This window comes from Bradyrhizobium sp. Kon56, from assembly GCF_055807635.1.
The window spans coordinates 129069-143707 of record NZ_JBVVOU010000008.1 but is presented as its reverse complement, the minus strand read 5'-3'; the positions used below and the strand labels follow the sequence as shown (position 1 = coordinate 143707).

The 14639-nt window shown below is 63.9% G+C and carries 14 protein-coding genes; 9 read left to right on the top strand and 5 right to left on the bottom strand.

Features of this window, described 5'->3' with window-relative positions; genetic code table 11:
- Window positions 1-111 precede the first annotated feature (111 nt).
- The 7 genes from sufB to AC0L3B_RS15560 all read left to right on the top strand — a co-directional run bounded on the left by sufB (window position 112) and on the right by AC0L3B_RS15560 (window position 6458).
- Window positions 112-1608 carry a Fe-S cluster assembly protein SufB gene (gene sufB, locus AC0L3B_RS15590; protein ID WP_007609805.1) on the top strand — a complete coding sequence of 499 codons (1497 nt, stop codon included), beginning with the start codon at window positions 112-114 and terminating at the stop codon, window positions 1606-1608.
- Between the two features lie 62 nt (window positions 1609-1670).
- The gene (gene sufC, locus AC0L3B_RS15585; RefSeq protein WP_007609807.1) at window positions 1671-2423 is read left to right on the top strand and encodes a Fe-S cluster assembly ATPase SufC; all 753 of its coding nucleotides are present in this window, start codon (window positions 1671-1673) and stop codon (window positions 2421-2423) included.
- 11 nt (window positions 2424-2434) lie between these two features.
- Window positions 2435-3739, top strand: coding sequence for a Fe-S cluster assembly protein SufD (sufD, locus tag AC0L3B_RS15580; protein ID WP_018454452.1), 1305 nt, complete (start codon window positions 2435-2437; stop codon window positions 3737-3739).
- Entirely contained in the window at window positions 3736-4983 is a 1248-nt protein-coding gene (locus tag AC0L3B_RS15575) for a cysteine desulfurase (RefSeq protein ID WP_473380679.1), read from the top strand. Before sufD ends, AC0L3B_RS15575 begins: the two co-directional genes overlap by 4 nt.
- Window positions 4980-5351, top strand: coding sequence for an SUF system Fe-S cluster assembly protein (locus tag AC0L3B_RS15570; RefSeq protein WP_007591551.1), 372 nt, complete (start codon window positions 4980-4982; stop codon window positions 5349-5351). The genes AC0L3B_RS15575 and AC0L3B_RS15570 overlap by 4 nt, the downstream gene beginning before the upstream one ends.
- A 74-nt stretch (window positions 5352-5425) precedes the next feature.
- Window positions 5426-5836, top strand: a complete 411-nt coding sequence (locus AC0L3B_RS15565; protein WP_007609828.1) for a HesB/IscA family protein — start codon at window positions 5426-5428, stop codon at window positions 5834-5836.
- A 181-nt stretch (window positions 5837-6017) separates the two neighbouring features.
- On the top strand, window positions 6018-6458 hold the full coding sequence (locus tag AC0L3B_RS15560; protein WP_204511095.1) for a TfoX/Sxy family protein: 441 nt from the start codon (window positions 6018-6020) through the stop codon (window positions 6456-6458).
- 60 nt (window positions 6459-6518) lie between these two features.
- On the opposite strand, the gene fabA is transcribed toward AC0L3B_RS15560, so the two are convergent.
- The 4 genes from fabA to AC0L3B_RS15540 all read right to left on the bottom strand — a co-directional run bounded on the left by fabA (window position 6519) and on the right by AC0L3B_RS15540 (window position 11212).
- The gene (gene fabA / locus AC0L3B_RS15555) at window positions 6519-7049 is read right to left on the bottom strand and encodes a bifunctional 3-hydroxydecanoyl-ACP dehydratase/trans-2-decenoyl-ACP isomerase (RefSeq protein WP_085353496.1); all 531 of its coding nucleotides are present in this window, start codon (window positions 7047-7049) and stop codon (window positions 6519-6521) included.
- A 105-nt stretch (window positions 7050-7154) separates the two neighbouring features.
- The gene (locus AC0L3B_RS15550; protein WP_446480288.1) at window positions 7155-8222 is read right to left on the bottom strand and encodes a GGDEF domain-containing protein; all 1068 of its coding nucleotides are present in this window, start codon (window positions 8220-8222) and stop codon (window positions 7155-7157) included.
- A gap of 166 nt (window positions 8223-8388) precedes the next feature.
- Entirely contained in the window at window positions 8389-9975 is a 1587-nt protein-coding gene (locus AC0L3B_RS15545) for a DEAD/DEAH box helicase (protein WP_473380678.1), read from the bottom strand.
- Between the two features lie 271 nt (window positions 9976-10246).
- Window positions 10247-11212 (bottom strand): helix-turn-helix transcriptional regulator, encoded by a 966-nt coding sequence (locus tag AC0L3B_RS15540; protein ID WP_473380677.1) that lies wholly within the window; start codon window positions 11210-11212, stop codon window positions 10247-10249.
- 210 nt (window positions 11213-11422) lie between these two features.
- On the opposite strand from AC0L3B_RS15540, the gene AC0L3B_RS15535 reads away from it, so the two are divergent.
- On the top strand, window positions 11423-12937 hold the full coding sequence (locus AC0L3B_RS15535; protein WP_473380676.1) for a caspase family protein: 1515 nt from the start codon (window positions 11423-11425) through the stop codon (window positions 12935-12937).
- 156 nt (window positions 12938-13093) lie between these two features.
- Here the strand turns inward: AC0L3B_RS15535 and AC0L3B_RS15530 are convergent, their stop codons facing one another.
- The gene (locus tag AC0L3B_RS15530) at window positions 13094-13228 is read right to left on the bottom strand and encodes a hypothetical protein (RefSeq protein ID WP_007591544.1); all 135 of its coding nucleotides are present in this window, start codon (window positions 13226-13228) and stop codon (window positions 13094-13096) included.
- Between the two features lie 119 nt (window positions 13229-13347).
- On the opposite strand from AC0L3B_RS15530, the gene AC0L3B_RS15525 reads away from it, so the two are divergent.
- Window positions 13348-14604 carry an FAD-dependent oxidoreductase gene (locus AC0L3B_RS15525; RefSeq protein ID WP_247297404.1) on the top strand — a complete coding sequence of 419 codons (1257 nt, stop codon included), beginning with the start codon at window positions 13348-13350 and terminating at the stop codon, window positions 14602-14604.
- Window positions 14605-14639 lie beyond the last annotated feature (35 nt).

Here is a 14639-nt window from a genome sequence, read left to right as displayed (position 1 = left end):
GAAACACGGCTTGAACGGTTCTAAGCGCGTGCGTCCCGCCAAGAAACATCGTAATAGTCGTCCGAATTTGATGATCCACCGCGGTCCTTGAAACCGCGAGCGGAGGATAGAATGCCAGCCGTGCAAGAGACGGTCGAGCGCGTGAAGCGCATCGACGTCGATCAGTATCGTTATGGGTTTGAGACCCTGATCGAGTCCGACAAGGCCCCAAAGGGGCTGTCGGAAGAAACCGTCAAGTTCATCTCCGAGAAGAAGAACGAACCCGCCTGGATGCTCCAGTGGCGGCTCGAGGCCTATCGGCGCTGGCTGACCATGACCGAGCCGACCTGGGCCCGCGTCGACTATCCCAAGATCGACTTTCAGGACCTCTATTATTATTCGGCTCCCAAGCCGAAGAAGACGATCACCTCGCTCGACGAGATCGATCCCGAGATTCTGAAGACCTACGAGAAGCTCGGCATTCCCTTGCGGGAAGTCGCCATGCTCGAAGGCGTCGAGCCGAAGCCCGGCGAGGAAGACCCCAACAGGCGCAAGATCGCGGTCGACGCGGTGTTCGATTCGGTCTCGGTTGCGACCACCTTCAAGGCCGAGCTGAAGAAGGCCGGCGTGATCTTCATGCCGATCTCGGAGGCGATCCGCGAGCATCCCGAGCTGGTGCAGAAATATCTGGGATCCGTGGTGCCGACGTCGGACAATTTCTACGCAACGCTGAACTCGGCGGTGTTCTCGGACGGCTCGTTCGTTTACGTGCCGCCGGGCGTGCGCTGCCCGATGGAACTGTCCACCTACTTCCGCATCAACGAGCGCAACACTGGCCAGTTCGAGCGCACGCTGATCATTGCCGACAAGGGCTCCTACGTCTCTTATCTCGAGGGCTGCACCGCGCCGCAGCGCGACGAGAACCAGCTGCACGCGGCCGTGGTCGAACTCGTCACGCACGACGACGCCGAGATCAAATATTCGACGGTGCAGAACTGGTATCCCGGCAATTCGGAAGGCAAAGGCGGCATCTACAATTTCGTCACCAAGCGTGGTGACTGCCGCGGCAACAATTCCAAGATCTCCTGGACCCAGGTCGAGACAGGTTCGGCGATCACCTGGAAGTATCCGAGCTGCATCCTGCGGGGCGACAATTCGCGTGGTGAATTCTATTCGATCGCGATCTCGAATGGCTATCAGCAGGTCGACAGCGGCACCAAGATGATCCATCTCGGCAAGAACACGTCGAGCCGTATCATCTCCAAGGGCATCGCCGCCGGCAGATCGCAGAACACCTATCGCGGCCTCGTGACGGCGCATCGCAAGGCGACCGGCGCGCGCAACTTCACCGCCTGCGATTCGCTGTTGATCGGCGACAAATGCGGCGCGCACACCGTGCCCTACATCGAAGCCAAGAACTCGTCGGCGACGTTCGAGCACGAGGCCACCACGTCCAAGATCTCCGAGGACGTGCTGTTCTACTGCATCCAGCGCGGCCTCACGCAGGAGGAGGCGGTCGGCCTCGTCGTCAACGGCTTCGTCAAGGACGTGCTGCAGCAACTGCCGATGGAATTCGCGGTGGAAGCGCAGAAGCTGATCTCGATCTCGCTTGAAGGATCGGTCGGCTAGCGCCGGCCCTCGCGGCGCGCGTCGCGCGCCCTATGCATCATTTGAATAAACTGGACACCAAGATGGCTTTGCTTGAAGTGAAAGACCTCAAGGTTCGTGTCGAGGAGCGTGAGATCCTCCATGGGTTGACGCTGACCGTGAACGAGGGCGAGATCCACGCGATCATGGGGCCGAACGGCTCCGGCAAATCGACGCTGTCCCACGTCATCGCCGGCAAGCCTGGTTACGAGGTCACCGACGGCGAGATCCTGTTCAAGGGCGAAGACCTGCTCGCGATGGCGCCCAACGAACGGGCCGCCAAGGGCGTGTTCCTGGCGTTCCAGTATCCGGTCGAGATCCCCGGCGTCTCCACCATGAATTTCCTGCGCACCGCGCTGAACGCGCAGCGCAAGGCGCGCGGCGAGGGCGAATATTCGACGCCCGACTTTTTGAAGAAAGTCCGCGAAGTCTCGAAGTCGCTGAACATCCCGCAGGACATGCTCAAGCGCGGTGTCAATGTCGGCTTCTCCGGCGGCGAGAAGAAGCGCAATGAGGTGCTGCAGATGGCGCTGTTCGAGCCGAGCCTGTGCATCCTCGACGAGATGGATTCCGGCCTCGACATCGACGCGCTGCGCATTGCAGCCGACGGCGTCAACGCGCTGCATTCGCCCAAGCGCGCGATGGTCGTCATCACCCATTATCAGCGGCTGCTGAACTATATCGTGCCTGACGTCGTGCACGTGATGTCAAAAGGCCGTGTCGTGAAGAGCGGTGGCAAGGAACTGGCGCTGGAGCTGGAAGCGTCCGGCTACGCCCAGTTCGAGGACGCCGCGTAAGGAATTTTGAGATGAACGTTGCTGTGGCAAAGACCGGAAACGGCCGCGCGGTGAGCGATCTCTTCGCCAGCGCCGAAAGCCGGCTGCCGGGTTCGCCTTCCGTGATCGCGGTACGCCGCGAGGCGTTCGAGACCTATGAGCGTCTCGGCCTGCCGCACCGCCGGATCGAGGAGTGGAAGTACACCGATCTGCGCGCGCTGGTCGGCGAGGTACTGCCGCTCGCGGCTGCGCCCGATGCGACTGCGTTGAAGCGCGCCGCGGACGCGGTGAAAGCACATGCGATCGCCGGCGCCCGCAAGCTGGTGCTGGTCGACGGTGTGTTCGCTCCCGATCTCTCCGACGTCAAGGCGCTCGCCTCCGAGGCGAGCTTTAAGACGTTGCGGGAGACGCTGGAGAAGGATTCCGGTCTGTTAAGGACCGCGGCCATCGATGCGGTGATCGCGCTGAACGCGGCGATGGCGACCGACGGTGTCGTGCTTGATATCGCCGACGGCACGCAGCTGTCCGCGCCGATCCAGATCATCCACATCGCGGTTGCATCTTCCGCGTCGGCTTTCACCCGCTCGCAGGTTGCGGTCGGGAAGGGCGCTCGTGCCACGATCATCGAGAGCTTTGTCGCGGCCGGCGCCAAGGCTTACCAGGTCAACGATGCCGTCATCCTCTCGGTTGGCGATAATGCCGACATCGCGCATATCCGTCTGATGGACGATTCGCCGGATGCTGTGAACATCACCTCGCAGTTCGTCACGGTCGGCGCGAATACAAAGCTGAACTTCTTCAACATGACGACCGGCGCGGCAGTCAGCCGCCTGCAGGGCTTCATCACGCTGGCAGGCGAGGGCAGCGAGCTCTCCGTCAACGGCGTGAACCTGTTGCAGAAGACCGAACATGGCGACACCACGCTGGTGGTCGACCATGCCGTGCCGAACTGCGTCAGCCGAGAAGTTTTCCGCGCCGTGATCGACGATCGCGCCCATTCGGTGTTCCAGGGCCGCATCATCGTTCGTCCCGATGCGCAGAAGACCGACGGCAAGATGATGATCCGCGCGCTGCTGCTCTCGGATGAGGCGGAAGCCGACAACAAGCCCGAGCTCGAGATCTTTGCGGACGACGTCTCCTGCGGTCACGGCGCCACCGCCGGTGCGCTGGACGACAGTCTGCTGTTCTATCTGAAGGCGCGCGGCCTGCCGGAGAAGCAGGCCCAGGCGCTGCTGATCCAGGCCTTCGTCGGCGAGGCGATCGAGCAGATCGCCGACGATGATCTGCGCGAGCACGTGATCGGCATTGCCGAGCGCTGGCTGGAGCGGCGCCAATGAGCACGCATCCGGCAGTCAAGAACGGCTCTTACGACGTTGCGCGCGTGCGCCAGGATTTTCCGGCGCTGGCCATGCAGATCTACGGCAAGCCGCTGGTCTATCTCGACAACGCCGCATCTGCGCAGAAGCCGAGCGCCGTGCTCGATCGCATGACGCAGGCCTACACCTCCGAATATGCCAACGTGCACCGCGGCCTGCATTATCTCGCCAACGCCGCGACCGAAGCCTATGAGGGCGGCCGCACCAAGGTGGCGCAGTTCATCAACGCGCCGCGGACCGAGGAAGTGATCTTCACCCGCAACGCGACCGAGGCGATCAACCTCGTCGCCTCGTCCTGGGGCGAGCCGAACATCAAAGCAGGCGACGAGATCGTCATTTCGATCATGGAGCACCACTCCAACATCGTGCCCTGGCATTTCCTCAGGGAACGCCATGGTGCCGTGATCAAATGGGCGCCGGTCGACGACGAGGGCAATTTCCTCATCGACGAATTCGAAAAGCTGCTGACGTCGAAGACCAAGCTGGTCGCGATCACGCAGATGTCGAACGCGCTTGGCACCATCGTCCCGGTCAAGGACGTTGTGAAGATCGCCCACGCCCGCGGCATTCCCGTGCTGGTCGACGGCAGCCAGGGCGCGGTGCATATCCCAGTCGACGTCCAGGACCTCGGCTGCGACTTCTATGTCTTCACCGGCCACAAGGTCTACGGGCCGACCGGCATCGGCGTGCTCTGGGCCAAGTACGACCACCTGGTCGCGATGCGCCCCTATAACGGCGGCGGCGAAATGATCCGCGAGGTCTCGCGCGATGTCGTCACCTATGGCGATCCCCCGCACAAATTCGAGGCCGGCACGCCGGCGATCGTCGAGGCCGTCGGGCTCGGCGCCGCGATCGACTACGTCAATTCGATCGGCAAGGAGCGCATCGCCGCGCACGAGCACGATCTCGTCACCTACGCCCAGGATAAGCTGCGCGAGATCAACTCGCTGCGGCTGATCGGCACGGCGCGGGGCAAGGGCCCGGTGATCTCCTTCGAACTCAAGGGCGCGCACGCCCACGACGTCGCCACCGTGATCGACCGCCAGGGCATCGCGGTGCGCGCCGGCACCCATTGCGTGATGCCGCTTTTAGAGCGGTTCAACGTCACAGCCACATGCCGGGCGTCGTTCGGCATGTATAATACGCGGGAAGAAGTCGATCATCTGGCACAGGCGCTGTTGAAGGCGCGGGATTTGTTCGCATGAGTGACACGGCCGAAATCAAAGCCAATCCGATGGAAACCCAGTCGGCGCTGCCGCCTGAGGAGACCGAGCGTCTCACCACCGAGATCATCGCCGGGCTCAAGACCGTGTTCGACCCGGAAATCCCGGCTGATATCTACGAGCTCGGCCTGATCTACAAGGTCGAGATCAAGGACGATCGTTCCGTCGATGTGCAAATGACGCTGACGACACCGAATTGCCCGGCCGCCGGCGAGCTGCCGACCATGGTCGAGAACGCGGTCGCCAGCGTCCCCGGCGTCGGCGTGGTCGACGTCAAGGTGGTCTGGGAGCCGGCATGGACGCCGGAACGCATGAGCGACGAGGCCCGCCTCGTGCTCAACATGTGGTGACGCGTAACCTCGGCTTTAGATCCTTGTTAGATCCTTGGCATTGAATTCGCTCGGCAACGGACCACATCATTGACATGACACAGATATCGTCGGGCTCGACACCAGCATCCACTCCAAAGCCGAGGCGGCCCCGCCCGCAGGTCATGCGGCTGACGGACGCTGCCGCCCAGCGCATCAGCGAGCTGACCCAGCGGGCCGATTCCGAGATCGTTGGCCTGCGCGTCGGCGTCAAGAACGGCGGCTGTGCCGGACAGTCCTACACCGTCGAATACGCCCATGATGTCCGCCCGACCGACGAGGTCGTCGAGGACAAGGGCGTCAAGATCCTGGTCGATCCCAAGGCCGTGCTGTTCCTGCTCGGCACCGAGATGGACTACAAGGCCGACAAGATGCAGGCCCAGTTCGTCTTCAACAACCCCAACCAGATCTCCGCCTGCGGCTGTGGCGAGTCGGTCGAGCTGCGTCCGGCGCAGATCGACGGGTAGCTCGTTTCTCGCAAATCGCTCCGCTGTCGTCCTGGCGAAGGCCAGGATCCATACCGCGTGATCTCGCGGTGATCGTCGGTGCCAATACCGACGCTGGCACGACTGGCAGTCTTCGCTAAACTCCCTCCCGTGGAATGGGTCCTGGCTTTCGCCAAGACGACCGTGCGGAAATAGTTCAGCCATGGACCGCGAATTTCTGATCGACCTGTTCGCCGATTTCGGCCCCGTCGCCATCCGGAAAATGTTCTCCGGCTACGGCATCTCCGCCGACGGCGTCAACTTCGCGCTGGCCTTGCGCGCCGGCCTGTTTTTTCGCGCTGACGAGATGACCATCCCGGATTTTGAGGCGGAAGGCTCGAAGCCGTTCCAATACTCGACCCGCGCCAAGACCGTGGTGGTGAACTCCTATTGGGAGCTGCCGGCCCGCCTGTTCGACGATTCCGCGGAACTCGCGCAATGGGCGAGGGCCGCGCTTGCTGCTGCCCAGCGCGCCAAGGTGAAGAAGCCGCCCAAGGTGAAGAAGGCGGCGAAGAAGGTTGCGAAGAAGCCCGTTGCAACGAAGCGGCCGACCAAGAAGAAAACAATGCGCAGGGCGGGCAAAGCGAAGCGTGCCCTCCGCTGAGGTGCTGGTGTGGGAGATGATGGGCATGGCGCTGAGCGCCTTTGCCCACCCGATGGGACTTCACTCCACGGCCTTGGTCAGACCAACCCGCATGTCCCTGGCGGTGAAGACGCAGACGCCGTCGGCCAGCACGCGACCGTCGGCAATTCCGAGCACCAGCTTGCCGCGCCGGACCATCCTCATGGAGACCTCGTAGCGCACGCGTTGCGCGTTCGGTGTGACCTCGCCCGTGCACGCGACTTCGCCGACGCCGATGGCGCGGCCCTTGCCCGGCGAGCCCGACCATCCCAGCCAGTAGCCGACCATCTGCCACATGGCATCCAAACCCAGAGACGCTGGCATCGTGGCATCGCCGTGATAGTGGCAATCGAAGAACCAATGGCCCGGCGCGATGTCGAGCTCGCCGACGATATGGCCCTTGCCGAACTCTCCGCCATCCAGGCTGATCTCCGTGATGCGGTCCATCATCAGCATCGGCGGCGCTGGCAATTGCGCATTGCCCGGCCCGAAATAGCCGCCCTCGCTCGATCTCAGCAGCTCGTCCCTGGTGTAGGACGGTTGCGGTGAGTGAAAATCATGCGGATTGGGCAAGACGACAAGTCCTCCGGATCTTCGCAGTCGGACGCCTCAAGACGGCGAGGGAGATGTCGTTCGTCGGGTCAGAATGTCAAGCGCTGGCGGTGCGCGGCTTCGGCGTCACGCCACCCGGTTATGGGTCTCGACCGTGAATTCCGGATCGGCCTCGCAGATCACGCGGTTGCGGCCGTTGCGTTTGGCGGCGTACAGGCAGGCATCCGCGCGTTCGATCAGCGCATCGGTGTCGTCACCCTGCTTGAGCATGGAGACGCCGACGGAGATGGTGACCCGGCCAAGGATTTCGCCGGTGGACTTCTTCTTTAGTTCCTTCGCCATCACCGCGCGGCGGATGTGATCGGCCACCGTGAGGGCCTGGCGCAGCGCGGTGTTGGGCAGCACGACCGCGAATTCCTCGCCGCCATAGCGGGCGGTGATGTCCTGGCCCTTGATGGTCTGCTTCAGCGACAGGCCGACCAGCCGCAGCACCTGGTCGCCGGTGAGATGGCCGTAGGAATCGTTGAACGACTTGAAATGATCGATGTCGACCAGCAGCAGCGACAGCGGCTCGCCGGAGGCGAGCGCGCCTTGCACGGCCATGTCGATCATGCGATCGAAATATTTGCGGTTGCCGAGCCCCGTCAGCGGATCGGTCAGGCTCTCGGCGCGGATCGCCTCCAGGCTCTGCTGGAGGTTGCTGATCTCGCTCCTCGAGAGCGTCAGCCGGTCTTCCAGCGCCTTGTTGGTCTCGCGCATCTCGCTGGTCGAATGCAGCAGCGTCTCGACGATCGACTTGATCTGCTCGCGGCTTTCGGCCGATGACAGCTTTTTGGTCGCGTCCGACAGGCTCGCATCGTAGGAGCCGGTCATCGCGAGCGCGTCGCCGAGAACCTTTATGACGTCGTCGATCTCGCCGATGACGCGCGCGCCGACCTTGTCGATGCGCTCGGTGGTCTTGATGTGGGAGAGGTAGGTCTCGTAGATGTGATCGAGATCGGCTTCGGTCAGCTTGCCGCTTCGCGCCAGCGTCTCGTTGATGATCTTGTTGAGCGGGGCGTTGTAGCCGGTGGCGTAGACGTACCAGATCTCGTAATTGCGGGGAATTGCCGTCTGCCGTAGCGATCGGATCTGACCGAGCGCTACCTGGGCGAACGCCATCGTGCGTTCGTGTTCGTCGAGCACCTTGACCACGGAACATACCCCACAGCGATCGGCGTGCCGACGACCGCAGCAATACTTAAATTATGTTCGTAGGCTAACGGACGATCGTGAACGCCCCGTAAATATACGTCCACGAATGCATCCGAAAAAGTGCGCGCCGGCTTGGTTTCAACCAAAGCCGGGCGCGCATCGTGCTTCAGGCGCCGGCGGGGGAGCGAACCGGACGCAGCAGAAATGCCGGCAGATGCGAGTGGTCACCCGGCTCGCTGTCGGCTTCGCGTTGGCGGCGCGGCTCGGGACGGCCGATCGACGGCACATGCGACGGATTGGCCTGCTGGCGCGCACCGTCACGCGGCTCGGATGATGGCTTGGCTTCGCGCGGGGCGCTTGCTTCACGCGGTGGTCTTGCTTCACGCGAAGGCCTTGCTTCACGCGGAGGCCTTGCCTCGCGCGCGGGCCTTGCCTCGCGCGCGGGCCTTGCTTCGGAAGCGGGCCTTGCTTCGGCCGAAGGCTGTGCCTCGCCACGCGGTTCGCGCGGCTCGTGGCTGCGCTCACGATCGCGGCCGCGCTGCGGCTTGCCGCGTCCGCCGCGTGACCGTTCACGGCCGCGCTGCTCGCGCGGACGCTCGCTCGCGTCGGAAGCATCGGTGCGGACTTCGAAATCGCCTTCGGCGCGTGGAATGCTCTGGCCGATCAGCTTCTCGATCGCCACCATCGACTTCTGGTCGAGCGGCGTGACGAGCGAGATCGCCATGCCGGACCGACCTGCGCGACCGGTGCGGCCGACGCGGTGGACATAATCGTCGGGATGGTGAGGAACGTCGAAATTGAAGACGTGGCTGACCTCGGGGATGTCGAGGCCGCGGGCGGCGACGTCGGATGCGACCAGCAGGGGCAGCTCGCCCTTGCGGAACTGCTCGAGTGCCGCCGTGCGGGCCGACTGGTCCATGTCGCCGTGCAGCGCGCCGACGCTGAAGCCGTGCTTTTGCAGCGATTTGTGAACGACGGCGACCTCGCGCTTGCGATTGCAGAAGATGATCGCGTTCTGGAGATCCTTGGCCTCGCGCAGCAATCGGCGAAGCAGCTCGCGCTTCTCGTGCGCCTCGCGCCCGGCCGGGACCTGACACTGCGTAACGGTGACAGCGGTGGTGGCGGGCTTCGATACCTCGATCTTCTGCGGATTGTGCAGGAAGGTTTCGGTGATGCGCCGGATCTCCGGCGGCATGGTCGCGGTGAAGAACAGGGTCTGCCGCGTGAACGGGACGAGCTTGCAGACGCGCTCGATGTCGGGAATGAAGCCCATGTCCAGCATGCGGTCGGCTTCGTCGATGACGAGCAGCTCGACGCCGGTGAGCAGCAGGCCGCCGCGCTCCGTGTGGTCGAGCAGGCGGCCGGGAGTGGCGATCAGCACGTCGACGCCGCGCGTCAGCTTGGCATCCTGGTCGCCGAAGGAAACGCCGCCGATCAGGAGGGCGACGTTGAGTTTCTGACCCGCGCCGTAGCGGTCGAAGTTTTCCTTCACCTGCGCCGCGAGTTCGCGGGTTGGCTCAAGGATCAGGGTGCGCGGCATGCGCGCCCGGGCGCGACCCTTTTCGAGGATGGTGAGCATCGGCAGCACGAAGGCCGCGGTCTTGCCGGTGCCAGTCTGGGCGATGCCGAGCACGTCCTTGCGAGCGAGGACGTGAGGGATCGCCTGTTCCTGAATGGGGGTGGGGGTGGTGTAACCGGTGGCCGCCACTGCAGCGAGGACTTTTTCGGATAGTCCGAGATGGGTAAAAGACATTGAGCCTCTGGTCGAAACCGCCGTTCGGAATCGAGGGTAATAAGGCTGTCGCGTTCCACCCCAAAACGGCGCGCTCTCAAAGAAGCTGGGGGTGCTGACTCACGCGAACAAAGCGCCAAGCTCAGGAATCGCTCTTCGATCTGAGCCGCGTCGCCACGGAACATAGGGGGGAATCGGCCAAAGTCAATGGAGCGGGCGCGGGAAGGCCCTAAAAAACCTGAGGTTTTCGCCAAATAGTGGGAGCGGCTGCGGTTTTCCGCCCAAACGTCGGCTAGCGCCCCTCCGGCCCCTGCGCGCGGAAGTCGCCGGGCGCGATCCCGTAGGCGGCGTTGAAGACCCGGTAATAGGTCGCGACGCTCTCGAAGCCGCAGGAGGTCGCGATGTCGGCAATCAACCGGTCCGGGGCTTCGCGCATCAGGCGGCGGCTCTGGTTCAGGCGTTCGTCCGTCACGGTTTGCGAAAAACTCCTTGCCGCGCTTTCGAACAGCATGTGCAGGTGACGCACGGAGACACCGAGCAGGTCGGCCACCATGGCCGGCGCCAGATTTGGGTCTTGCAGGTGCCGCGCGATCAGGCGCCGTGCCTGCGAGAGCCGGGCGGTCCGCAGCGCGGCCTGCCCGAGGCGGCTGCCGGCCCGCAGCATGCCGCGCTCGATCAGCGCCAGATGGGCTAAAGCCTCGACGAGTGAAGCGGCATCGGCGGCGCCGTCATCACCCGCGGCAACCGTACCGAGATCGGCGAAGCAGGCGTCGAGCAGGGGCTTCAAGCCGGGATCGTCGAACGTCCGGGGCGCAAGCTCGCGCATGCGCTTGTCCTGCATGGAGAGGCCGCTCACGGGAATCTTCAGGATCCGCAGGTGGAAGCCGTCCGTGCCCAGCGGCGTGGCGCGATAGGTCTGGTCGGTATGGCTGGTGGCGAAGCTGCCATTGGCGATCGTGAAGTCGCTGCCGCGCATGCCGCCGAACCACGCGCCGCTGCCGAACTGCTGATAGACGCAGAGGCTGTCGCCCGGCGCGTGAGCGATGTCGGTCACGCTGCGCTCGACCGTGTAATGGGAGGCCTTCAGCTCGACGAAGCCGGCTCCGCCAAGCCGGCGCAGCGAGAATTCGCCGAAGAAGTTCGCGCGGCGTTCGGGCTCGAGTTCGACGGTGACGCCGAACAGGCCCTTGGCGCGCACCTCGCGCCAAAAGTCGAAGCGGTCGTGCGGCTCGACCTCGTCGGTGCACCAGCGATACACGGCGGCCCCTCGCTTCCAGCGGAATTGCCCACAAGAATTGACCGAGAAAAAGCAAATTCCGGTGGCATCTACCATAGGCTAGACAACAGACCTGAGTCCTCAGGGCGGTTGAACCAGCGATGTGGCTGGGCCGACTATCACATCAACGGCGCGGTTTCCATGAACCGCTGTTCGAGGGAACCGGCGTGGGCCGTTCTTGAGGGATTTTCGATGACGCGTCGGCTTCTCAGAGTACTGGCAGCGCTTGGCCTTGCGGCCGGCCTCAGCGGTTTCGCGCTTCCCGCCTGTGCCGAGAAGCGCGTTGCGCTCGTCGTCGGCAACAACGACTACAGGAACGTTCCGAAGCTGCTCAAGGCGGTCAACGACGCCCGCACCATGGGCGATACGCTGAAGCAGCTCGGATTCTCCGTGATGCTCGCCGAAAACCAGAGCCGGCAGCAATTTTCGGAGACGCTGCTCGCGTTCGATCGGACGATCGAGCCCGGCGACACCGCGTTCTTCTTCTATGCCGGCCACGGCTTCGAGATCGCAGGCCAGAACTATCTGCTGCCGACGGACGTGCCCGCGGCGACGGAAGGGCAGGAAGAACTGGTGCGTGACGCCTCCATCCTGGCCGATCGCATCGTCGAGCGCCTCCAGAACAAGAAGGCGCGGACCTCGATCCTGGTGTTCGACGCCTGCCGCAACAACCCGTTCGAGCGCAAGGGTACCCGCGCCGTCTCCGGTGGCGGCGGGCTTGCCCCGATGGTGCAGCTGCCCGAAGGCGTGTTCTCGGTCTTCTCGGCGGGCCCGCGCCAGACCGCGCTCGACCGCCTCTCCAATGACGACGCCAATCCCAATTCGGTATTCACGCGCACCTTCGCCAAGGAACTGCTCCAGCCCGGCGAGAACCTGGTGCAGGTGGCGCAGCGTACGCGCCGTCTCGTCAGCGAGATGGCCGACACTGTCAAGCACAGGCAGGTGCCGGTCTATTTCGATCAGATGGTCGATGACGTCTTCCTCAGCGGCATCGCCAAGGATGCCGCCGCGCGCCCGGCCGATCCGCCGGCGCAGAAGCTCGCGGCGCTGCCACCGGTGTCGGTGCCGCGCGTGCCGAAGGAGGAGACCACCAACGCGCCGATCGCGAGCTTCTCGCGTCACAATGGCGGCTGGAGCGTGGTGTTCTCCTTTGCCGATCCGACCCTCGGCGTTTCCTGGCGCATGGCCGGCAACGGCGACTTCCGCGAAACCGGCTTCATCGATACGCTCGACCCGCGCACGCGCAAGAGGATGCCGAACCCGTCGATCGAATTGCCGCCGGACGCGCAGGCCGGCACCATCGAGGTTCGCTATGTCGACCAATCCGGTGACATGCAGGGGCCGTTCCCGATCAGGTTCGATCCCGAAGCCGCGCTGATCCGTGACCAGCGCAAGATCCTGGACATGACCGCGACGAGCTGGCTGTCATTCCGCGAGTTCAACGGGCTGCTGGTCTACTACACGCACCTCGTGTCCTACCGCTGCGCCATCCGCGAGGTGCGCATCGGCATCGATACCGCCGTTCCGAACCAGGTGTTGAAGATGCCGGGCTGCGACATGCGCGATCCCAGTGCGATCAGCGCCGGCATGCCGCTCTCCATGAAGCTCGCGCCGGCAACGCAGTTCATCTCGGTGGAGCTGACCTATCGCGACGGCAGCGTGTCGGAGATCAAGAGCTTCCGCAGCGCGAACCGCGGCAACAACTGAGGTGTCGAGCAGGCCGCGTAGCTATTCGCGGCGCTTCCGGATGAAGCGTTTGAGGGCCTCGATCAAGGACGGGGTCAGCGGGAAGAAAGCGCCCATCGCGATCGAGATGATGACTTGGCGCGGCAGGAGCTTGACCTACTCCTCGTGGAGCTTGACCTACTCCTCGTACGGATAACCGTTCTGTTCGATGCGCACCGGCGCAAGCGGCGGCCTGCGCGGTGCGATCATGATCAAGACGAAAAGCACGTTGATCAGGATCCAGACGCCGAGCAGTATGAGGATTGTCTGCACTGCAATTTCCCGAATGAGTCGGAATTGGAGGCAAGGCTAACGGCCATTCACAACCGCAGCAAATGAATCTTGCTTGCTGCACTGCACAGAATGCTTGGCTCGTGAAGGAGGACCCGACCGTGAAACCCGATACGTTGCAGCGTCCCCAGGGCTCCCCGCTGAAGGTGCGGTGTTGCATCGTCGGCGGCGGACCGGCGGGCATGATGCTCGGCTATCTCCTCGGGCGCGCCGGCATCGATGTCGTGGTGCTGGAGAAGCATGCGGATTTCTTCCGCGACTTCCGCGGCGACACCGTGCATCCTTCGACGCTCCAGGTGATGGACGAGCTCGGCCTGATCGACGGATTCCTGAAGCTGCCGCATCAGCGCTTGCAAAAGCTGGACGGCCTGTTCGGCAGTACCCCCGTTCGCATCGCCGATCTCAGCCGCCTCCGCACCAAGTACCCCTTCATCGCCTTCATGCCGCAATGGGATTTCCTGAATTTCCTGCGCGAGGCCGGCCAGCGCTTCGCCTCGCTGCAGGTGATGATGAACACGGAGGCCGTCGATCTGATCCGCCGCGGCGAGACCATCGCCGGCGTGCGGGCGAATACGCCTGACGGTATCGTGGACATCGAAGCTGATCTCACCATCGCATGTGACGGCCGGCATTCGACCGTGCGCCAGCATTCCGGCCTCGAGGTCGAGGAGATCGGCGCGCCAATGGACGTGCTGTGGTTCCGCGTCGGACGCAAGGCGAACGAGACCGAGAACCTGTTCGCGCGCGTCGAGCCCGGCAAGATGATGATCACCTTCGACCGCGGCGACTATTGGCAGTGCGCCTATGTCATCGCCAAGGGACAATACGACGCGGTGAAGGCGAGGGGATTGCAGGCGCTGCTCGACGACGTCGTTCGCATGGCGCCGGTCCTGAAGAGCGGCATAGCCGAGGTGAAGAACTTCGATGATGTCAAGCTGCTCACCGTCGCGATCAACCGCCTGCCGCGCTGGACGCGGCCGGGCCTGCTTCTGATCGGCGACGCCGCACATGCGATGTCGCCGGTCGGCGGTGTCGGCGTCAATCTCGCCGTCCAGGATGCGGTCGCGACCGCAAACCTGCTGGCGGACGAGCTGCAGCGCGGCTGCCCGTCGGAGGACGAACTCGATGCCGTGCGCCGTCGCCGCGAATTCCCGGTGAAGATGACGCAGCGGATGCAGATGATCGTGCAGAACAACATCATCAGCGGCGCCTTGCAGGGCGGCGACCGGCCGCTGAAAGTGCCGCTGGTCCTGCGCCTCATCACCGCGCTGCCGTGGCTCCAGGGCATTCCGGCGCGCCTGCTCGCGCTTGGCGTCCGGCCCGAGCACGTGCAGTCGAAGGCTGCGCCGGCACGGTAGCGCAAGGGCCCGGTAGGGATAACGCGGCGTTAAAT